The sequence below is a fragment of the Caulobacter sp. 05T431 genome (genome assembly GCF_056665975.1).
Map to the genome: position 1 here is coordinate 131892 of NZ_JBFTKU010000021.1, position 20903 is coordinate 152794.

The window sequence follows — 20903 nt, forward strand, 5'->3', positions numbered from 1 at the left end:
GACGAGGATCAGCGTTGGCCGGTGTTGCCCGGCTCGATGGCGCCGGTGTCGACGCCGCCTTCCAGGCCTTCGTCCAGGCCTTCGACGCGCGTGCCTTCGACGCCTTCGTTCAGGCCGTCGTCACGGCGCTGGCCCTGCTGGTTCTGCTGGCCCGGCGCGTTGCGCGCGGCGTCGTCCTGTTGCTGCTGCGGAGTGCGCGTCTCGCCCTGCTGGTTCTGCTGGTCGGCCTGCCGGCGCTGGTCGTCGGACGGCTGCTGCTGCAGGTTCTCGCGGTTGTCTTGCTCGCCCATGGTCGTGGTTCCCTGATCGCGCCGGAGGCTTCCGGCGGGGAGATCAACGGGGCGCGGCGGCGGGTGTTCCTAAGTCGAGAAATCGACGAAAAGCCGCGCATCGGCGCTTATTCGATCCGTATGCTGATCTTTATAACTCCCTTATGCCCGGACCGGGAATCCGCATGGAGCCCTTATGCCCGTCGGGCGTAGGCCGTCGCTCCCTTGGACGGATCCGCGTAGCCGATGGCGCATACCTCTCCCGAACCGGCCGAGCCGGCCGCCCGCGCGGCCCGGTTCGGCGCCCTGTGGCTTGGCGCCCTGGGGGTGGTGTTCGGCGACATCGGCACCAGCCCGCTCTATTCGATGCGCGAGGCCCTGGCCCACGCCGGGGCGGTCGACCCGCGCCTGGCGGTGTTCGGCGTGGTGTCGCTGGTGTTCTGGGCCCTGACCCTGGTGGTCACGCTCAAATACGTCGTCATCGTCATGCGGGCCGACAACGGCGGCGAGGGCGGCACCCTGGCCCTGATGGCCCTGGCCCAGCGCGCGATGAAGAAGCGCTCGGCCTGGCTGATGCTGCTGGGCGTGGTGGGGGCGGCCCTGTTTTACGGCGACGGCCTGATCACCCCGGCGATCTCGGTGCTGTCGGCGGTGGAGGGCCTGACGACCGCCCCGGTGATCGGCCCGCACTTCGCCCCGTTCGTCCTGCCCCTGGCCGCCGCGATCCTGCTGGGCCTGTTCGCGGTGCAGATGCGCGGGACCGAGACCATGGGCAAGTTCTTCGGGCCGATCATGCTGGTCTGGTTCCTGACCCTGGCCGCCCTGGGCCTGCCGCACGTGCTGGCCCGGCCCGAGATCCTGGCCGCCCTGAACCCGATGCACGCCGTCCGCCTGCTGGTCGCCGACGGCCCGCTGGGCGTGACCATCCTGGGCAGCGTCTTCCTGTGCGTGACCGGGGCCGAGGCGCTGTACGCCGACATGGGCCACTTCGGCAAAGCCCCCATCCGCCTGGGCTGGCTGACCGTGGCCCTGCCGTGCCTGATGCTGAACTATCTGGGCCAGGGGGCCCTGTGCCTGGCCGACCCGAAGGCCATGGCCAACCCGTTCTTCGGCCTGATCCCGGACGCCTTCTACTGGCCGGTGATCATCCTCACGACCCTGGCCACCATCATCGCCAGCCAGGCGGTGATCACCGGCGCCTTCTCGGTCACCCAGCAGGCGGTGCAGCTGGGCCTGCTGCCGCGGATCAACATCAAGCGGACCAGCGAGACGGTGGCCGGCCAGATCTTCGTGCCGCCGATCAACGCGGCCCTGGCCGCCGGGGTGCTGTTCCTGCTGTTCATGTTCCGCACCTCGTCGAACATGGCCTCGGCCTACGGGGTGGCGGTGACCACGACCATGGTGGTGACCGTGATCCTGCTGGCGGTGGTGATGCGCGGCTACTGGAAGTGGCCGCTGTGGGCCTGCGCCCTGCTGCTGGCGCCGTTCCTGGCGCTGGACCTGGTGTTCATGGGCGCCAACGTGCTGAAGATCGCCGACGGCGGCTGGGTGCCGCTGGTCGTGGCCGCCGCCATCGTCGTGGTGATGTGGACCTGGCGCGAGGGCGCCGACATCGTCCACGTCAAGGCCCACCGCGACAACATCCCCCTGGCCGACCTGATCGCCACCCTGGAGGCGCGGCCGCCGCACCGCGTGCCGGGCACGGCGATCTTCCTGACCGCCGACCCCGAGGTCGCGCCCACGGCCCTGCTGCACAATCTCAAGCACAACAAGATCCTGCACGCCGACAACATCGTCATGAGCGTGGTCACCGCCGACCGGCCGCGCGTCGACGAGAAGGACCGCATCGAGATCGCGCCGCTCGGCGGGGACTTCAAGCGGGTGACCGTCCGCTACGGCTTCATGGAGACCCCCCACATCCCGCGCGCCCTGGGCAGCTGCCGCCGCCGGGGCCTGGCCTTCGACCTGATGTCGACCTCGTTCTTCGTCGGCCGCCGCACGGTGATCGCCTCGCCGCACGAGGGCATGCCGCTGTGGCGCGACAAGCTGTTCATCTGGATGGTCAAGAACGCCGCCGACCCGGTCGACTTCTTCCACATCCCGGCGGGCCGGGTGGTGGAGATGGGGTCGCAGGTGGTGGTGTAGGGGCGTCTCGCGCGGGCGGTTGCGAACCGGCGCATCCGGGGCTCTTGTGCGGGCTCGGTCTTTGGGGGACGCGATTCCATGCTCGTCACGATGCGCTTGTCCTTCACGTCCTCCGACACGAGCGAGGCGGTGGGCCAGACGGTGGAGGCCTTCGGCGCGGGACTGGCGCGGGCCTGCGCGCGCGAGGCCCGCTTMGAGAAGATCGGCCAGCTGGCTTTCCACTTCGGCGTGGCCCATCCCGCCCGGGCCGACCCAGGCAAGGGCCGGGCCAGCTATTCGCGCGGCATGGACATCTTCTTCACCGAGGACTGGCTCGACTACGACGCCTGGGTCGGCGACAGCTGGCCCGACCGCGTGCGGGCGGTCGCCCGAGGCGCCCAGGCGGCGCTGGCGCGGGTCCACAAGACGCGGCTGAGCCCCGAGGAGCGCGCGGCGGTGTCGCGGGCGATCGAGCAAGAGGCGCAGACGCTGGCCCTGGCGCCGCCGGAGCGGCTGGGAGCCCTGGGGCCGATCTACGCCTACGACGACGGCTCCATCGGTTTCCAGTCGCCGGCCGCCTTCGCCGCCGTCCTGGGAAACCGGCGCGGCCGCCAGATCCAGCCGTCCGAGATGCGTGAGTTCGCCCGCCAGAGGGCCGAGGCCGAGCAGGCGATCGAAACGGTCAAGCTCTACAAGCGCGAGGCCGGACGGCTGCTCTATCGCGAGGCCTGGGTCGACGGCGAGGCGGTGGTCGAGCACACGGGCGTCTACGGCGAGCGGGGGGCGGTCCAGACCCACCCGGCGGCGGGCTTGGCCCGCCAGCGCGAGGTGATCGCGACCTTCGTGGCGGCCGCGACGGCGGACGGTTTCAAGGCTGTCCCGGAGGACAGGCTGGTCGGCCTGACGGTCAGCATGGCGATCGACGGCATGGGCTCGCGCGCCGACCTGAAGCGGCGTCACGCCCTGGAGGCCTTCCTCGACGAGGTGACGGGCTGGCGGGGGCTGGGCCACTGCGACGGCGGCTCCATCGGCTCGGGATCGATGGAGGCCTTCTGCCTGGTGGTCGACCGGGCGATCGCCGCCGAGGTGATCGCGCGCGAACTGGCCGCCTCGCCGTTCGCCGATTTCAAGGTGGAGCCGGCCTGAGGCGTCGGCTTCGTTTTGAACCCTCTGGCTAAGCGTCGCCATAACGTTTAGGCGTTCCCTGGGGTTGAGTTCAGAGTTCTGGGGGCGTCTTGAGGAAATTCGCGAGCATGGCGAGCGCACTGGCGTTCGCCGTCGTCGCCACGGGCGTCAGCGCGCAGGCGGCGGAGACCGCGCCGGCGGCGACAAAGGTCGATCACGCGTCCCTGACGCCCGATCCCAGCATCAAGCGCGGGACCCTGCCGAACGGCGTGCGCTACCTGATCATGCGCAACGCCGCGCCCAAGGGCGCGGTGTCGCTGCGGTTCGCGATCGACGTGGGCAGCTACGAGGAGACCGATCCCGAGCGCGGCCTGGCCCACTTCATCGAGCACATGGCCTTCCGCTCGACGCGCGGCTTCCCGAACGGCGCGACCGACAAGGTCTTCGCGCCCTGGGGCGTGGCGTTCGGGCGCGACCAGAACGCCGCCACGACGTTCTTCTCGACGACCTACCAGCTGGACATGCCCGCGCCCGACCAGACGCAGCTGAAGACCGGCTTCGGCTGGCTGCGCGACGTGGCCGACGGCATCGTCTTCTCCGACGAGTCCGTGAACCTGGAACGCGGCGTCGTGCTGGCCGAGATGGAGGCCCGCGGCAACCCGCTGGCGACCGCCCAGGAGACCGCGGGCAAGTTCCAGGGCGGGTCCCAGCGCTCGGTCAACCGCCAGCCGATCGGGACGCTGGAGACGCTGGAAGCCGCCCGGGCGGCCGATCTCAAGCGGTTCTACGACAGCTGGTATCGCCCCGAGCACGCCGTGGTGACCGTGGTCGGCGACATGCCGGTCGAGGACATGCAGGCGATGGTCGAAAACGCCTTTTCCAGCTGGACGGCGCGCGGGCCCAAGCCTGTCCGGGCCAAGATCGTCCAGCCGCCTCCGGGACGGGCCCAGGACGCCCTGGCCCTGCCCGGCGAGACCCTGCCCACCGTGCTCAGCGCCTGCGTMATCCGTCCCGGCGAGCCTCTGGGCAAGGACGATGTCGAGCGCCTGCGCCGCCGCGTGCGCACCCAGGTGTGGCAGACGATCCTGAACCAGAGGCTGGCCCAGAAGGCGGCCGCCAACGAGGACCGCCTGCTGGGCGCGATGGCCGTGTCGAGCGACGCGCGCGACCTGGCGGCCACCTGCCTGGTCGCCATGCCGACCGACGACGGATGGGCCGAGGCGCTGCGGGCCAGCGAGGCCGAGCTGAACCGGTTCGCCAAGGACGGCCCCACCGAGATCGAGGTCGAGAAGGCCGTCGAGGTCACCCGCGCCGGCCTGCGCGGCGCGCTGGACGGGGCGCGTTCGCGGACCTCGTCGAGCCTGGCCAACGACATCGTCGCCAAGGCCCTGGTCGGCGACGTGGTGACCAGCCCGGCCGACGCGATCTACGCCTACGACCTGGCGGTCGAGGACATGACGCCCGACGACGTCAAGGCCAGCTTCGCCGCCGACTGGTCGGGCTCGGCGCCCCTGCTGGTGATGACCGGCGCCAAGCCGGCGTCGCGCGAGGCGCTGATGGCCGCCTGGACCCGMGGCGTCGGCGAGACGCCGCAGGCCCGCTACGCCGACCGCGCCGCCCAGACCTGGGGCTACACCAACTTCGGCAAGGCCGGGAAGGTGGTCCGGCGCGAGGTGGTGGCCGATCCCGGCTTCACCCGCCTGCGCTTCGCCAACGGCCTGGTCCTCAATTTCAAGCAGACCGCGCAGGAGCCCAACAAGGTCGAGGTGCGGCTCAACTTCGGCGCCGGCCGGCGCGAGGTCGAGGACAGTCAGTACGCCGCCGCCGAGATGGGCACGGGAATCGTGCTGGCCGGCGGACTGGGCAAGCACAGCTTCGAGGACATCGAGGCGATGTTCGAGGCCAAGGCGTCCTGGACGTTCCAGATGGGCATGGGGCCGCAAGGCTTCTCGACGCGCAGCATCAGCTTCTCCAGCGGCCTGGACGACCACCTGCAGGTGCTGGCCGCCTACATGACCGATCCCGGGTTCCGCTCGTCCCTGGACGCGCGGCTGCCGACGGCCATCGACATGATGTACCGGACCTTCCTGACCCAGCCGGAAGCCGCCGTGGGCATGGCGGTCACGCGGAAGGTCGCGCCGGACCTGCCGGGCTACGCCCCGACGCGCGAGGCGATGGCCAGCCTGCGGTCGTCGGATTTCGAGCGCGTGTTCAAGCCGATCCTGACGACCGCGCCGATCGAGCTGACGATCGTCGGCGATGTCGACGAGGCCACGGCCATCGCCGACGTCGCCGCCACCTTCGGCGCCCTGCCGGCGCGGTCGACGGCGCCGCGCGACCGGGTCCAGCCGCACTACATGCGCTATCCCGACGGACCGGTCCCGCCGATCCAGATCACGCACGAGGGGCAGAAGGACAAGGCCGCGGCCCAGCTGCTGTGGCCGCTCTACGTCTCGACGCCGGAGCGCCGGTCCGAGGAGTATTCCCTGAAGCTGCTGGCGGCGATCTTCGACACGGCGCTGCGCCGGCGCATCCGCGAGGAGCTGGGCAAGACCTACGGGCCCCAGGTCTTCACCACCGGTCCCGACTTCGGCGACCAGGGCGTGCTGCAGGTCAATATCGACGCGGCGCCCAAGGACATCGACGTCCTGGTGCAGGAGGCCGCCAAGGTCGCCGCCCAGCTCCGCGCCGGCGAGATCACGCCTCAGATGCTGGAGGACGCGCGCCAGCCGATCCTGGCCGCGGCCCGCGCCCGGCGCGAGACCAACGCCTGGTGGGCCGGCGCGATGGGCGGCTCGAACCAGGAGCCGGCGATCCTGCAGGAGGCCCTCAGCTACGAGCCGCTGATGTCGGCGGTGAGCGTCCAGGACGTGCGGGCCGCCGCCGCCAAGTGGCTGGCCCGCGAGCCGATCGTCGGCGTGGCCTATCCCTCGGGTTGGACGAAGTGAGCAGAACCATGATCCGTCCCGTCCTCCTGCCGTCCCTGGCCCTCGCCCTGCTGGCCTCGGCGGCGGCCGTCCCGAGCCTGGCCGACACGACCCTGGCCTCCACGACCCCGGCCGCCGATCCCCTGGCCGCGTGCCTGGCCGGCGGCGACTTCAAGCCCAAGGGCGACCGCAAGAAGGTCGTCGCCGATTGCGACAAGGCGATCGAGGCGGGCGTGGCCGATCCGGCCCAGCGCGCCAAGGTCCTGACCATCCGCAGCCAGGCCAAGTGGCGGCTGGACCTCAACGCCGAGGCCGAGAAGGACGCCGAGGCCGCCCTCAAGCTGGCGCCCGGCGACGCCGACGCCCTGCTGGCGCGCGGCGCGGCCCGTCTGGACCAGGACAAGGCCGACGAGGCGATCGCCGACTTCGACGCCGTGCTCAAGATTCGGCCCAAGGACACCTCGGCCCTGCTGTACCGCGGCCGCGCGCGCCAGTGGTTCAAGGACGACCGCGCCGCCGCCAAGGCCGACTACGACGCGGCCCTGGCGATCGATCCCAAGTCGGTCCGTCTCTACTCGCAGCGCGCCGACCTGCTGCTGGACGACGATCCGGCGGCGGCGGAGCGCGACGTTCGGGCGGCCCTGGCCCTGTCGCCCGACGACGCGGGCCTGCTGCGGCAACTCGGCCTGGCCCTGGAGTACCAGAAGCGCACGGCCGAGGCGTTGAAGACGTACAGCGCCTCGGCGGCGGCCGATCCGACCGACGGCCTGGCCCTGACCTACCGGTCGCTGCTCGAGCTGGGCTCGGACAAGGCCGGCGCGCTGCGCGACGCCGAGGCGGCCATCAAGGTGGACCCCAAGCTGGCCCGGGCCCGCTACGTCCAGGGCCGGGCCCTGGAATCGCTCGAACGGCCCGAAGAGGCCCTCGCCGCCTACCGCGAGACGGTGAAGCTGGACGAGGACTACATGGACGCCTGGATCGCCGTGGCGTTCCTGGAGCGCAAGGCCGAGCGCTACGACGCGGCCCTGGCGGCGGCCGACGCGGGCCTCAAGCGCGAGCCKAAGAACTACGAGATCCTGTTCGAACGCGCCATGACCCTGGGCGCCAAGAAGGACAAGGACCGGGCCATCCAGGCCTATGACGCCGTCATCGCCGTCAAGCCGACCAGCGCCGCCGCCTTCTACAACCGGGCCCAGCTGCGGTCCGACAAGGGCGACCACGAGGGCGCGCTCGCCGACTTCCGCAAGGCGGCCGAGCTGGACCCCAAGGACCTGGACGCCCCGCTCAATGTCGGCATCGAGCTGGGCTATCTGAAGCAGGGCGACGCCGAGCTGAAGGCCTATGACGCGGTGCTGGTCATGGACCCCGGCAATGTCGCGGCCAAGGTCAACAAGGCCATCGTCTACGCCGATCGCGAGGACTGGCCTGCGGCGGTGGCGGCCTACCGCGTGGCCATCCAGGCGGCGCCGAAGCGCTCGGACCTGCAGACCTCGCTGGGCGACGCCCTGACGGCGCAGGGCAAGGACGACGAGGCCAAGCGCGCCTACGACCTGGCCGTGAAGCTGGACCCCAAGGACGCCGACGCCTGGCGCGCCCGCGCCCGGCAGGGGCGCCGGCTGGGCCGCCTGAAGGAGTCGATCGCCGACTATGGCCGCGCCATCGCCCTGGAGCCGGACGACGCCGACCTGCTGGTCGCCCGGTCCCAGGTGCTGGGCCTCAACGGCCAGGACGCCGCGCGCATGGCCGACCTGGACGCGGCGGTGAAGCTGGCGCCCAAGTCGGGGTTCGTCTTCAACAACCGCGGCCTGGCCAACTTCGCGGCCGATCGCAACGCCGCCGCCCTGGCCGACTACGACCAGGCGATCGCCGTCGAGCCCGACTACGAGCCGGCCTACTACAACCGCGCCGACGTCTATATCGACGAGGGCCGCTACGACCGGGCGATCCGCGACCTGAACGCCTCGCTGCGCCTGTCGCCGAACGACAGCATGACCCTGGCCCGCAAGGGCCGCGTCTACTGGCTGGTCAAGGACTACCGGCGCGCGCTGGAGGAGCTGGACGCGTCCCTGGCGGCCGACCCGGGCTATGCCGACGCCCTGCGCTGGCGCGCGGACGTCAGGGACGAGCTGGACGACGCCCCCGGGGCCAAGGCGGACCGGGCGGCCGCCGACCGCGCGGACAAGAGTTGAGGCGCATCGATATTCAATTACCGTCCCTAACCAATCCGTCATTCCCGCCACAGGGGCGGGAATGACGGCGGTATTGGAAAAACCGGTTGAATCTCGATCGCCGGCTAGCCCGCCAGGGCTTCCTTCTTCTCCTCCAGCGCCAGCCAGTCCTCCTCGGCGGTCGCCAGGTCGGCGCGGGCCTTGTCGAGGGCCTTCATCAGCTTGTCGAAGCCGGCGGGGTCCTTGGCGTAGAGGTCGGGGTCGTGGAGCTTGGCCTCCAGGTCGCCGATGATCTTGGGCGAGGCGGCGATCAGGGCCTCGCACTCCTCGAGGCGCCGCTGGTCCTTGTAGGACAGCTTGACGGTCTTCTTCGGCGGGGGCGGGGCGCTGGGGGTGACGATGGCCTTGTGCGAGCCCGTGCCGGTGGCGAAGTCGCCGGCCGCGCCGCGCGCGCCCTTGAAGAAGTCCGGGGCCTGGTCGATCAGGTCGGTCCAGCCGCCGGGCGTCTCCAGCACCTTGCCGTGGCCGTTCATGGCGATGGTCGAGGTGGCCAGGCGATCGATGAAGTCGCGGTCGTGGCTGACCAGGATGAGGGTTCCCTCGAAATCAGCCAGCACCTCTTCCAGCAGGTCCAGGGTGTCCATGTCGAGGTCGTTGGTCGGTTCGTCCAGGACCATCAGGTTGGTCGGGGTGGCCAACGCTCTGGCCAAGAGCAGGCGGTTGCGTTCCCCGCCCGACAGGCTGGTGACCGGCTGGCGCAGCTGGGCCTCGGTGAACAGGAACTCCTTGGCGTAGCCGGCCACGTGCTTGGGCTGGCCGCGCACCAGGATCGAGTCGCCGCCGCCGGGGGTCAGGAAGTCCCACAGCGTCATCTTCTCCGACAGCGCCATGCGGTTCTGGTCGACGTAGGAGATCTCCAGGTTCGTGCCCAGGGTGATGGTCCCGCTGTCGATCGGGATCTCGCCCAGCAGCATGCGCACCAGGGTGGTCTTGCCCGCCCCGTTGGGACCGACCAAGGCCACGCGGTCGCCGCGCAGGATGCGGGTCGAGAAATCCTGGACGATCACCCGCTCGCCGAACGTCTTGGTGACGTGCTTGGCCTCGACCACCTTCTTGCCCGAGGTGCCCGAGCTCTCGACGGCCAGGGTCATGCTGCCGCGCTTGTCGGCCTGCAGGTCGCGCTTCTGGGCGCGCAGGTCCATCAGCGCCCGGCGGCGGCCCTCGTTGCGGGCCCGGCGGCCCTGGACGCCGCGCGCCAGCCAGGCGTTCTCGCGCTCCAGCTGCTTGTTCAGGCGGCGCTCCTCGTCGGCCTCGGCGGCCAGCACCTGCTCGCTCCAGACCTCGAACTCGTGGAAGCCCTTGTCCAGGCGGCGCACCTTGCGGTGCTCCAGCCAGAAGGTGCGCTGGGTGACGCGGTTCAGGAAGGCGCGGTCGTGGCTGACGATCAGGGCCGCGCACTTGGAATTGGCCAGTTCCTCTTCCAGCGTCTGGATGGCGAAGATGTCCAGGTGGTTGGTCGGCTCGTCCAGCAGCAGCACGTCGGGCTGCTCGGCGAACGCCCGGGCCAGCGCGGCACGGCGGCGCTCGCCGCCGGACAGGCCCACCGTGCTCTTGGCGTAGTCCAGGCCGAAGTCGGCCAGGGTGGCGTGGGCCTCGTAGTCCTCGGCCCCGCCGGCCGTGCAGTAGTCCAGCAGGGTCTCGCCGGTGATGTCCGGCTCCTGGCTGACATAGACGATCTTGGCGCCCGGCTGGGCGGCGCGCTCGCCGCTGTCGGCCTCGATCCCCTGGGCGGCCAGGATCTTCAGCAGGGTCGACTTGCCGGCCCCGTTGCGGCCGACCAGGCAGGCGCGCACCCGCGGCTCCAGCGCCAGGTCGACCCCGTCGAACAACGGCTTGGCCCCATCGGCGAGGCGGACGTCCTTGAGGGCCAGGACAGGGGCGCGAGTCGGGGAAGCCATGATCGAGAGGGTCTAACTGTCGGACGGGAAGGGGAGGAGATGGGGGCGTATAGCAGGCGGGGCGAGGGGGCGGTGGGATTTATTGGGGCTTGCCCCGGCGGGCGAAACTAGCGCTACCTTGGCGAGCATGACAGACGCCGCCGAACCCATCGCCAAGCCCTATCGCGTCCACATGGTCGCCGCCGTCGCGGTGGCCGGCCTGCTCTGGCTGGCCGACGGACGGTTGTGGCCCTCGGTCGTGGACCGCCTGGGCGGCTCTTTCTTCTGGCTCGCCATGGTCCTGCAGTGGACGCTGGGCTCCTGGCTCGCCAAGTCCCGGCTGGGGCGGGTCCTGATGGTGTTCCTGTATGGCGCGTTCCTCTGGCTGGCCGCCGAAGGGCTCTGCGCGCGCGCCGCCGAGAGCAGCGGCGCGCGCACGCTGATCCTGCTGGGCGGGGGCTGCGTCCTGGCGGTGATCGCCGCCAACGCGATCTGGGACCGGGCGCCCCAGGCCTGGCGCGCCAGGATGGCGGCGTCGCGGCTCACCTACGGCGTCGGGTCCTGCGTGCTGCTGGCGCTGGGCGGCGGCTTCCTGTGGACCTTGATCGGTGCGGTCGACGAGGGCGTCGGCGCGGGCGCGCGGATCGGCCTGACCGCCTTGCTGCTGGCCATGGGCGGCGGGCTGGTCCTGGCTCTCTGGCGGCTGGAGGGCTGGGCCCGCACCTTCGCCTGCTGGGCCGTGGTCGGCTTGACCTGGATGGGCATCATGACCGGCCTGGCCACGGGCGCGGAGCCGTCCGGGATCGGCCTCGGCGGCTGGCTTCTGGCGGCCCTGCCGCCCCTGATCGTCGGCGCGGTGCTGCTGGCGTACTACCGGATCAACAGGGCTTACAGGGTTTAGGGACGTAAGCGGGCTTAGGGCGCGGCTATGACGGGGACATGCCCTTGGGCGTGTCCCCAACCGCATCACCGCTTTTGGCGTCCGTAAGCAGCCGCCCTGCGTCGAGCGCGTCGCGAAACCGCTGACGGCAGCGCTCCGACACGTCCGTGTCGAAGAAGGTGGTGATTTCTGGCCCTAGCAAAGTCGCCAGCGGTGCGGGCGAGAGCAGGTCGTCGGTTCGTCCCGCCAGATGCGCGCCCACACTGGACCAGGGCCAATCGAGCGCCTTCGACACCAAGCCGGCTCGGACGGGGTTGAGGCCGACATAGCGGGCGCACAGGAGAAAGTAGCGTTCGTCCATTGGCGAGGAGCCGAAGCGACCCTGCCAGAGGTGTCCGGTCCAGCCCTGCTTCTGATTGATCAGCCAAGTGTAGCGCTGGTGCGTCGCGCCTACGGCCTTGGCTAGGCCGTCCACTGTTTCAGGCGTGGCGATCAGATGGACGTGGTTGGGCATCAGGCAATAGGCCCAGACTTCCACGTTGGCGGCCGCGAAGGCCTCAGCGGCGATCTCGATATAGGCGCGATAGTCGTCCGGGCTGAAGAAGGTGGGTTGCCGACGATTCCCACGCTGGATGATGTGATGGGGCGTTCCGGGGATCACCACGCGCGCCGATCTCGGCATGGATATCATTCCTAATTGTTCTTATTTTGTTCTATTTTTGATCGAGGCGCAAGCTCCTGCCGGTGATATGGCCTTGGGGCGTGTTTCCAATCGTAGACGCGGGAGTTCGAGGAAACCGGGGATGATCTTGGGGACACGCCCAAGGGCATGTCCCCGTCTACAAACGAAAAAGGGGCCGCCCTCGCGGGCGGCCCCTCCATCTCATCGGGGTTCGTACTGGTGAACCCCGTACGCGAGATCTCTTTTGCGTGGCCGCGTGATGGCCGCCGAAACCGGCGACCACTTTCGGCTATCACGCTAGGTCGACTAGTACTTCAGGCGGACGCCCACCCGGAAGTAGCGGCCCACGATGCCCGACTGCGAGTAGGTCGGGTTCCAGTTCACGCCGGCGTAGTTGGCCGGGTTGAACATCGGGCCGGTGTCGAACAGGTTCATCACGTCGGCGTAGACGGTGGCCTTCTCGTTCACGTCGTAGGCGCCCGTCAGGTCGACGGTCGTGAACGACTTGACGCGGCAGTTGAAGGCGGCGTCGCCGTAGAGGCAGCCTTCGGTGTAGCTGTCGTCCACTTCGCGCATGCCGCTGACGTAGCTCATCACGCCCGTCACGTGGACCGGGCCACGCTCGAAGGTGTTGGTCCACGACAGGCGGTTCTTCGGGGTGCCGGCGCCCGACGACAGCACGTACGGCGCTTCCTTGCCGACGTAGTTATACGTCGTGCCGTCCTGCGTGTACTTGTAGTCGAAGATGGTCGTGGCATCGAGGTTGCTGGACCACTTCACGTCGGCCGGCAGGTAGAACGTGGCTTGGACGTTCAGGTCCAGGCCGCTGGTCACCAGCGAGTCGGCGTTGATGTAGGGCGAGCTGACCGAGAGCACGCGCGGCAGGGCCGTCGGGTGTTCCGGGTCGATCGCGTCCGGCGTGACGATGTAGCCGGCCGGGATGGCCTGGCCCGAGTAGTAGGCGGCCAGGGCGACGCCGGCGCTGGCCTGGGCGATCACGTCGGTCTTCTTGATGTGGTAGTAGTCCAGCGAGATGCTGAAGCTGCGGGTCGGGGCCCACACCGCGCCGAGGGTGTAGCTGGTCGACTTTTCCGGATCCAGGTCCGGGTTGGCCGTGGTGATCGACGAGAGCGAGTAGTCCTTGATGTACTCGTTGTTGCCGTGCGAGTCGCGGAAGGCCGCGTACTTGTCCGCCTTGAACGAGAACGTCGTGAAGCCCTGGCTGGCCGAGTTGCCGGCTTCGGAGAACGACGGCGCGCGGAAGCCCTTCGAGATCGTGCCGCGCAGGGCGACCGTCTTGATGGGGGTGAACTTCACGCCGATCTTCGGCGAGAAGTTGCCGCCGAAGTCCGAATAGTGGTCGTAGCGGCCCGAGGCGTTCACTTCGATCTTGTCGGTGATCGGCATGCCCAGTTCGGCGAAGGCCGAGGCCACGGTGCGGTTGCCCTCGGTGCGGGCGTTGCCCAGGCCCTGGGCGTCGTTCACCGGGTTCAGGGCCGGGTCGTTGGTGGCTTCGTAGCGGAACTCGCCGCCCAGACCCAGCTGGGCGTCGCCGCCCGGCAGGCTGAAGACCGGACGCGAAGCCTGGAAGTTGATCGAGTCCAGGTCGGTGGTCGAGGTCTTGGCCAGGTCGGGCGACAGCGCGCTGCGCACGGCTTGGCTGTTCTTGGTCGGGTCGATGAAGTTGTAAGCGCCCGTCTGGATGTCGCTCATCAGCTGCTTGTAGCTGATGAAGCCGGTCAKGGTGCTTTCCAGCGAGTCATGGGCGATCACCAGGTTGGCCTGGTAGTCCCAGTCCATCGCCGAGCCCTTCACGCCGCCCACCAGGCGCAGCATGCGGTTGGTGTAGTCCGACGTGGCCGGGATGTCGCTCCAGCGGTACTTGGTCAGGGCGTACTGGCCGCTGGCCGCGAACGGGTTGTTCGGGTTCAGCTGGCGGTCGGCGGCGGCGGCGCAGTTGGCGCCGGCCGAGCAGATCCACACCGGCAGGACCAGGTTCGACAGGTTGTTCGGCGTGCTCGAGGTGAGCGTCGTCGGGGTGCCGTTCACCGAGGTCTTCGACTGGACGAAGCTGCCCGACATGTAGGCTTCGAGGTTGTCGGTCGGCTTGATCGTGAAGCGGCCGTAGATCGCGGCGCGCTCCTGCTTGGGCTGGATGTCGGCGAAGTTGGCGATGTTCTGGGCGCAGTAGGTGCCCATCGAGACGCCGTCCTCGTCGAACTGCTCGGTCAGCGGGGCGTTGCTGGCGCAGGTGCGCAGCGGCTGCCAGACCGAACCGTCGACCGCCAGGCCGGTGGTCAGGTCGTTGCCGGTGATCGTGGCCGGCTTGACGTTGCCGTAGAAGGTGCTGCCGCCGGTCTGCGGGTTGTTGTTCTGGCCGCCGGGGATCGAGGTCAGGTCGTTGGTGTTGTACGGGAAGCCGCGCTGGTCGCCCTTGATGCGCTTGTCCAGCTGGTACTCGACGTCGAGGTAGACGTTGTACTTGTCGGTATCCAGGTCGCCGTAGCCGACGTCGCCGGTGAAGCGGAACTGGTCGCCGCCGCCGTGCTGGCTGGTGCCGTACGAGGCGTCGGCGCTCATGCCCTGGTAGTTGGACTTCATGATGATGTTGACGACGCCGCCGATGGCGTCGGCGCCGTACAGCGACGAGGCGCCGTCCTTCAGGGTCTCGATGCGCTCAACGGCGTTGAACGGGATCGAGTTCAGGTCGACGAACGCCTTCTGGCCGTCGTCGGCCAGCGGGTAGTTGGCGTTCCGCAGGCCGTCGATCATGACCAGGGTCGAGTTGACCGACAGGCCGCGCAGCGACACGCCGGTCGAGCCGGCGGCGAAGCCGCTGCCGAAGGCGGCGGGGATCGAACCGGAGTTGTCGGCCGACAGGCTGCGGATGGCGTCCGAGATCGTCGTGATGCCCTGGGCCTTCAGCTGCTCGGTGGTCTGGACCGTGACCGGCGACGGGGTCGCGGTGTCGGTGCGGCGCAGCAGCGAGCCGGTGACGACGACGGCCTCGACTTCGTTGTCGGCGGGCGCGGCGGCCTGAGCAGCCGTGGGGGCGGCCGTGGGGGCGGCGTCCTGGGCGTTCGCGGCGAAGGCGGCGAAGGTGGCGACCCCCGCGATCATCGTCGTCGCGAGCAGGCGCCCGCGGTTGGTCTGCAATTTCATGTCGGTCCCTCCGGGCGCTCGGAGCCTGGCCTGATCGGCCCGCCCGTCCCGTCGCCCTGTCAGTTTCAGGTTTCCCGGAGGACCTCCGTCCCCGGTTGACGCTGGGATAGGAGCCGCTCGAGACGACCGTMAATCGCGGACGCCGTTATGTAATGAATATGTCTAGTACCTGTCACATCGAAGCAACGGCTGATACCCAATTGCGGCAAGAATGGGTCTTTTAGGTGTCAGCGGTGCAATGGGGCGTAGAGAAAACGCCGATATCTAAGCGTCACTATTCAGATGAGTCTTCAAATAGCTCCGTGATCTGAGACTGAATCCTTGCGGTGCTGTAACTACTATAACGTTGCTCATCGACGGTCGATATTTTCAGATTGATTATCGATATGTGTAACCGCACAAATGGTTGATTTCAGGCGGTTTGATGCGCGCCGGAAGTGGTTGCGGGACGGCAGGGATTTTGGGGGGATGGAGCGGGGATGGCGGGGCGCGATACCCTCTCTCWWAGAGAGAGGGAGGGGCCCATGGCGAAGCCATGGGAGGGTGAGTGGTTACACCCTCACCGAAAGGGGCGTCGGCCGTTCGGCCGGCCGTCTTGCTCTTCTTTCCGCGATCCAAGCGTGGCGGAACGGATGGAGATTTCCGGCCGGCGGTGAAACCACTCACCCTCCCACCGCTTCGCGGCGGGCCCCTCCCTCTCTCAAAGAGAGAGGGATTCAGGTTGCCTAGTAAGGCAGCTGCTCCGGCGCCTGGCCCGGCGTGGTCGCCCCCTCCGGCGCCGCCGCGGGCTCCAGTTCCGAGGCCGAGCGGGCGAACTCGGCCGACAGGGTCTCGTAGAAGCCGTTGCGGGGATCGGGCGAGGACTGGGGCTCGGGATCGGGCAGCAGCCACGGGAAGTCGCGCACCGCCACGCCCTCGTGGGCAACCAGCATGTAGCGCCGCCAGATGCTGGCCGGGATGTCGCCGCCGACCACCTTGTTCATCGGCCGGTCGTCGTCGTTGCCCACCCAGACGCCGGTCACGTAGTCGGGGGTGAAGCCCACGAACCAGGCGTCGCGCCAGTTCTGGCTGGTGCCGGTCTTGCCCGCCGCCGGCCAGCCGAACGCGGCCCGCTTGGCGGTGCCCACCTCGACCACCTTCTTCATCATCTTGACCATCATGCTGGCCTTGCTGATGTCGTAGACGCTGGACGGCGTGGCGGGCGCGGTGTGGTTGAAGATCGGCTCGCCGCCCTGGGTGGCGATGCTCTCGATCACATAGGGCTGGACGCGCAGGCCGCCCTGCTGGAACACCTGGAAGCCCGAGGTCAGCTGCAGCAGGTTGACCTCGTAGGCCCCCAGCGCCACCGACAGGTCGGGGTTGGAGGGCAGGCTGGTGATGCCGAACCGCCGGGCCAGGTCGCCGATCGCCGGGCCGCCGGCCTCCTGGGCCAGCTTGACGGCGATGGTGTTGATCGAATTGACCAGGGCGTCCTGCACGGTCATCGGGCCGCGATAGCCGCCGGCGTAGTTCTCGGGCTTCCAGTCGCCGAACTGGACGGGGCCATCGACGCGGATGTCGGTGGGCAGCACCCCCTTCTCCAGGGCGGCGGCGTAGACGAACGGCTTGAAGGTCGAGCCCGGCTGGCGACGGGCCTGGACGGCGCGGTTGAACGGGCTTTCGCTATAGTCGGTCCCGCCGACCATGGCCCGGATGGCCCCGTCGCCGGACAGCGACAGCAGGGCCGCCTGGCGGGCCCCGGCCCCTTCGCCGGCCACGCGGATGGCCTCGCGCACCGTCTGGGCCCCGGCGTGCTGCAGGCGCGGGTCGATGGTCAGGCGCACCACCAGGTCGGGGGTGTTCTGGCCGGCGATGCGCACGGCTTCCGAGGTGGCGTAGTCCAGCACCCAACCGAAGTCGCCCTCGTCCTGGGTTGCCAGGGGCGACAGGCGCGGCGTGTCGTCCAGGGCCCGGCTCTCCTGCTCGGCGGTGATCCAGCCCTCCTTGCGCATGTTGGCCAGGATCAGGCGCGAGCGGGCCAGGGCGCCGGACATGTCGCGGGTCAGGGCCAGGCGCGAGGGGGCCTTCATCAAGCTGGCCAGCAGGGCCGATTCCGACAGGGTCAGCTGGCTGGCGGGCTTGTTGAAATAGGTCTGGGCCGCGCCGTCGACGCCGTAGGTGCCGGCCCCGAAATAGACCCGGTTCAGATAGAGCTCGAGGATCTCGTCCTTGGTCAGCACCCGCTCCAGCTTCCAGGCCAGGTACATCTCCTGGACCTTGCGCTTGGTGATGCGGTCTGGTGTCAGGAACAGGCCCTTGGCCAGCTGTTGGGACAGGGTCGAGCCGCCCTGCACGGTGCGGCCGGCCTTGTGGTTGGCCCAGGCGGCGCGGCCGATGCCGTACAGGTCGATGGCCCCGTGCTTGTAGAACMGCCGGTCCTCGGCGGCCAGGAAGGCCAGGGGCACGTAGTTGGGCACGCCGGCCAGGGTGATGCGCTGGCCGTAGCGCGGGCCGCGGGTGGCGATCACCTGGCCGTTGCGGTCCTCGAACCKGATGCCCGGGGCGCGGTTCACCGCGAACAGGGCCTCGCGCGAGGGCAGGGGCGGGGCGTCCTTCAGGTACTTGAACCAGACATAGGTCCCGCCGGCCCCGGCGGCCAGYAGGCCCAGGACCAGCACGACCAGCAGCGGGATCCACATCCACCGCGCCTTGCGGGCCTTCGCCTTGGCCTTGGCGTGCTTCAAATCCGCGCGGTAGGGCTCTTCCGGCGGCGGTTCCGGAGGCGGCGGCGGGGGCGCGGGAGCGCCGGATTCCGGCGGCCGCGCGGGCTCCTGGCCCGCCGGCTTGTCGTCGAAGCGATAGGGCGGCAGCGTCCAGTCGTTCAAGTCGGCCCCATGGTCCCGTTTGGTCTCAGCGTAATTTGGGTTTAGGACGCCGCGATGATGGCGCGCAAACCTTTCTGGGAGACGAAGTCCCTAAACCAGATGACCGTCCCCGAGTGGGAGAGTCTATGCGACGGCTGCGGCCTTTGCTGCCTGGTTCGCTTCGAAGACGAAGACACCGGCGAGATCATCCCCACGCGGGTGCACTGCCAGCTGTTCGACGAGCATCGCTGCACCTGCAAGGACTATCCCAACCGCAAGAAGACCGTGCCGGACTGCATCAAGCTGACGCCCCACAACATCGAGGGGCTGGAGTGGATGCCGCCGTCCTGCGCCTATCGCCGGCTGCACGAGGGCAAGAGCCTGCCGCTGTGGCACCCGCTGATCACCGGCGATCCGGAGAGCACCCACAAGGCGGGGATCTCGGTGCGCGACCAGACGGTCAGCGAACTGTGCTTCGAGGACCCCGAGGACGCCCTGGACTTCGTGGCCACCGACCTGATGTACGACAAGAGCGACGTCGACTACGACCCCGAGGACTGAGGGTTCTGAACGGGGGCCTCAGCCTTCCGCCCCCCGCTCGTCCAGCGCCGGCCACGGGACGAAGGCCAGCAGCAGGTAGCCGACGAAGACGCCGCCCGGGACCAGGCACAGCGCCACCCACCAGGGCGAGAAGCCGGCGCGCTGGAGAATCCGCACGGCGGGGTACAGGAAGAGGGCGCCGAAGCCGGTCGCGACGAACAGCACGATCAGCCAGTGAATCCAGGACAGGCTTCCCATCGCGGGCTCCTCAAAAACAACGGCCAAGCTTGCTACGGTTCGGGCGCGGCTGACAACCCTGGGCGAAGCGTTCGAGCCGCGCGACCCGGGTCCCGCGCATCGGCATATTCCCCAGCCCGGCAAGGGTTTGCACCGATAGACAGTCTGGGGTCCCAGCCGGATCGTCGCCACGGATCAGGCCTCCGGAGCGCGACCATGGACAGACGGCATTTCACCACCCTGGCCCTCAGTGGTGCGACCCTGGGAGGCCTCGTCTTCACCGCCGTCGCCCGACCCGCCCTGGCGGCCAAGCCGCCGGCCGAGTGGGACGGGCTGGTCAAGGTCAAGGCCAAGAAGTTCGAGCTGGTCTATCTGCGGCCCGGCGCCGACTTCCGCGGCTACACCAAGGTGATCATCGACCCCACCGAGATCGCCTTCGAGAAGAACTGGAAACGGGACTTCAACAGCGACAACCGCTCGCCCTCCATGCAGATCTCCGACAAGGACATCGAGCGCATCTCCGAGGAGGGCCGCAAGGGCGCCACCAAGATCCTCGAGAAGGCCTATACCGAAGGCGGCTATCCGGTGGTCACCGACCCGGCCTCCGACGTCCTGCGGGTACGCACGGCCCTGGTCGACATCACGGTCACCGCCCCGGACCTCGACACCCCCGGGATCGTGCGCAGCTACAGTCGCGACGCCGGCGGTGCCACCCTGGTGGTMGAGGCMCGCGACTCCATGACCGGCCAGCTGCTGGGCCGGGCGGTCGACAGCCGCACCATCGACGACTTCTCGATGGAGTGGCGCAACCGGGTCACCAACCGCCAGGACTTCGCCAACCAGGTCGAGACCTGGGCCAAGAACAGCGTCAAGGGCCTGAACGAGCTGAAGTCGCTGTCGCCGATCGCGGGGTAGGCGGCGCCGACGGGGGCGATCGAGGTTGGACGCGCCTTCCCAACTTCACCGTCATTCCCGCCCTTGTGGCGGGAACCCCTCTGTCCGCCGCAAGGGCGGGAGGGTGGCGCGCCAGCGCGCCAAAGAGCTTCACCTGCCAGCTGAACCAGGGGTTCCCGCCACAAGGGCGGGAATGACGGGCGTTGGGGGGGGGAGGGCTCGCAGGGCTGGTGGACCGACCTCAGTCCCCCTCCGCACGCTTGCCCGACAGCAGGGCGTAGATCGCCATCGCGTGGCCGTGGCCCAGGCCCAGTTCGCCCTTGCCCCAGGCCACCACCTGGCCGGCCTTGACCCCCGGCTTCAGCGCCCCGCCCGCCGACAGCCCGGCCGCGTCGGCGGCCGTCTTCAGCCCGTCGGCGTCGAGGCCGGTCTTGGCCTGGATGGTGTTGAGATAGCCTTGGAAGGACATGGCGGGGCTCCGTGGAGGTTCGGGTCTAGGACGGGCGAGGGGGGATGGAGCCGACAGGGGAAGGGTGATTTTCCCAAGCCTCCTCCTTGCTCCGTCATCCCGGGCCTTGTGCCCGGGACCCCTCTGTCCGCCGCAGGTGCGGAGGGGGCGGTTCGCTGGCGAACCGCTTGCGCCTCACGTGTCAGCTGAACCAGGAGTCCCGGGCACAAGGCCCGGGATGACGGTTCAATTTGGAAACGCCCACCGCCGGCCTTCAAGCCACCAAAGCTTGGCCACACTTCGGTCCGCTATCCAGGGTGCAGTGCCGCAGTCTTGGAGACGTGGAGCGGCATGGCCGAACGGGGGAAGTCATGGGGCGGCGGGGCGCGGACGGCCGCCATCGCTCTTTCGGCCGTCTTCCATCTGGTGCTGTTGGCCCTGCTGGTGCGCTACGCGTCGCGGACAGAGCCCGTCCAGATCGAGCCGCCCACGATCCAGGCCATGCTTTTCTCCTCGGCGCGTCAGGACGTGGGCCGCCGCGCGCGCCTCCGCGCCACGGCGCCGGACGATCGCGACGCCGCGGACCGCGCCCGACGAAAGGCGCGGCTGGCGCAGGCCTTGCCGCTGGGGGACGCGGTCCMGATCGCGCCCGGCGCCGCCCTTCCGT

The 20903-nt window shown here is 69.3% G+C and carries 15 protein-coding genes; 8 read left to right on the forward strand and 7 right to left on the reverse strand.

The annotated features are described in order from the left end of the window. Positions 1–8: 8 nt before the first annotated feature. Positions 9–290 (reverse strand): hypothetical protein, encoded by a 282-nt coding sequence (locus tag AC1U89_RS18765; RefSeq protein ID WP_029907736.1) that lies wholly within the window; start codon positions 288–290, stop codon positions 9–11. Between the two features lie 225 nt (positions 291–515). Between AC1U89_RS18765 and AC1U89_RS18770 the strand changes: the two genes are divergently transcribed. The 4 genes from AC1U89_RS18770 (at position 516) to AC1U89_RS18785 (ending at position 8634) form a co-directional block, all read left to right on the forward strand. Further along, positions 516–2414 (forward strand): potassium transporter Kup, encoded by a 1899-nt coding sequence (locus AC1U89_RS18770; protein WP_479901170.1) that lies wholly within the window; start codon positions 516–518, stop codon positions 2412–2414. Positions 2415–2492: 78 nt separating this feature from the next. Next, positions 2493–3539, forward strand: a complete 1047-nt coding sequence (locus tag AC1U89_RS18775) for a hypothetical protein (RefSeq protein WP_479901171.1) — start codon at positions 2493–2495, stop codon at positions 3537–3539. A gap of 107 nt (positions 3540–3646) precedes the next feature. Next, positions 3647–6466 (forward strand): M16 family metallopeptidase, encoded by a 2820-nt coding sequence (locus AC1U89_RS18780; protein ID WP_479901172.1) that lies wholly within the window; start codon positions 3647–3649, stop codon positions 6464–6466. Between the two features lie 8 nt (positions 6467–6474). Then, positions 6475–8634 carry a tetratricopeptide repeat protein gene (locus tag AC1U89_RS18785; protein WP_479901173.1) on the forward strand — a complete coding sequence of 720 codons (2160 nt, stop codon included), beginning with the start codon at positions 6475–6477 and terminating at the stop codon, positions 8632–8634. 104 nt (positions 8635–8738) lie between these two features. Here AC1U89_RS18785 and AC1U89_RS18790 read toward each other — a convergent pair whose 3' ends face one another. Then, the gene (locus tag AC1U89_RS18790; protein ID WP_479901174.1) at positions 8739–10571 is read right to left on the reverse strand and encodes an ABC-F family ATP-binding cassette domain-containing protein; all 1833 of its coding nucleotides are present in this window, start codon (positions 10569–10571) and stop codon (positions 8739–8741) included. A 127-nt stretch (positions 10572–10698) separates the two neighbouring features. Here AC1U89_RS18790 and AC1U89_RS18795 point away from each other — a divergent pair, with 127 nt between their 5' ends. Then, positions 10699–11451, forward strand: a complete 753-nt coding sequence (locus tag AC1U89_RS18795; RefSeq protein WP_479901175.1) for a hypothetical protein — start codon at positions 10699–10701, stop codon at positions 11449–11451. Between the two features lie 25 nt (positions 11452–11476). Here AC1U89_RS18795 and AC1U89_RS18800 read toward each other — a convergent pair whose 3' ends face one another. From AC1U89_RS18800 to pbpC, 3 genes are all read right to left on the reverse strand, one after another. Next, positions 11477–12112, reverse strand: a complete 636-nt coding sequence (locus tag AC1U89_RS18800) for a transposase (protein WP_479901176.1) — start codon at positions 12110–12112, stop codon at positions 11477–11479. A gap of 306 nt (positions 12113–12418) precedes the next feature. Continuing rightward, entirely contained in the window at positions 12419–15274 is a 2856-nt protein-coding gene (locus AC1U89_RS18805) for a TonB-dependent receptor (protein WP_479901177.1), read from the reverse strand. A gap of 725 nt (positions 15275–15999) precedes the next feature. Beyond that, positions 16000–18138, reverse strand: coding sequence for a multimodular transpeptidase-transglycosylase PbpC (gene pbpC / locus AC1U89_RS18810; RefSeq protein ID WP_479901178.1), 2139 nt, complete (start codon positions 18136–18138; stop codon positions 16000–16002). A gap of 54 nt (positions 18139–18192) precedes the next feature. Here pbpC and AC1U89_RS18815 point away from each other — a divergent pair, with 54 nt between their 5' ends. After that, entirely contained in the window at positions 18193–18678 is a 486-nt protein-coding gene (locus AC1U89_RS18815) for a YcgN family cysteine cluster protein (RefSeq protein ID WP_479901179.1), read from the forward strand. Between the two features lie 18 nt (positions 18679–18696). Here AC1U89_RS18815 and AC1U89_RS18820 read toward each other — a convergent pair whose 3' ends face one another. Further along, positions 18697–18915: a hypothetical protein gene (locus tag AC1U89_RS18820; RefSeq protein ID WP_479901180.1), complete on the reverse strand. Its 219-nt coding sequence runs from the start codon at positions 18913–18915 to the stop codon at positions 18697–18699. Between the two features lie 195 nt (positions 18916–19110). Here AC1U89_RS18820 and AC1U89_RS18825 point away from each other — a divergent pair, with 195 nt between their 5' ends. Continuing rightward, positions 19111–19809, forward strand: a complete 699-nt coding sequence (locus tag AC1U89_RS18825; protein WP_479901181.1) for a DUF3313 family protein — start codon at positions 19111–19113, stop codon at positions 19807–19809. Positions 19810–20029: 220 nt separating this feature from the next. Here the strand turns inward: AC1U89_RS18825 and AC1U89_RS18830 are convergent, their stop codons facing one another. Continuing rightward, positions 20030–20257: a DUF4287 domain-containing protein gene (locus tag AC1U89_RS18830; RefSeq protein WP_479901182.1), complete on the reverse strand. Its 228-nt coding sequence runs from the start codon at positions 20255–20257 to the stop codon at positions 20030–20032. 330 nt (positions 20258–20587) lie between these two features. Here AC1U89_RS18830 and AC1U89_RS18835 point away from each other — a divergent pair. Then, a partial coding sequence (locus AC1U89_RS18835) for a hypothetical protein (RefSeq protein ID WP_479901183.1) occupies positions 20588–20903 on the forward strand: 316 nt, incomplete at its 3' end.

Bases quoted from the DNA above. Each gene is read 5' to 3' on its own strand.
- AC1U89_RS18830 (WP_479901182.1), bottom strand. From the start codon at position 20,257: ATGTCCTTCCAAGGCTATCTCAACACCATCCAGGCCAAGACCGGCCTC.
- AC1U89_RS18790 (WP_479901174.1), bottom strand. From the start codon at position 10,571: ATGGCTTCCCCGACTCGCGCCCCTGTCCTGGCCCTCAAGGACGTCCGC.
- AC1U89_RS18765 (WP_029907736.1), bottom strand. From the start codon at position 290: ATGGGCGAGCAAGACAACCGCGAGAACCTGCAGCAGCAGCCGTCCGAC.
- AC1U89_RS18820 (WP_479901180.1), bottom strand. From the start codon at position 18,915: ATGGGAAGCCTGTCCTGGATTCACTGGCTGATCGTGCTGTTCGTCGCG.
- AC1U89_RS18800 (WP_479901176.1), bottom strand. From the start codon at position 12,112: ATGCCGAGATCGGCGCGCGTGGTGATCCCCGGAACGCCCCATCACATC.
- AC1U89_RS18815 (WP_479901179.1), top strand. From the start codon at position 18,193: ATGATGGCGCGCAAACCTTTCTGGGAGACGAAGTCCCTAAACCAGATG.
- AC1U89_RS18795 (WP_479901175.1), top strand. From the start codon at position 10,699: ATGACAGACGCCGCCGAACCCATCGCCAAGCCCTATCGCGTCCACATG.
- AC1U89_RS18770 (WP_479901170.1), top strand. From the start codon at position 516: ATGGCGCATACCTCTCCCGAACCGGCCGAGCCGGCCGCCCGCGCGGCC.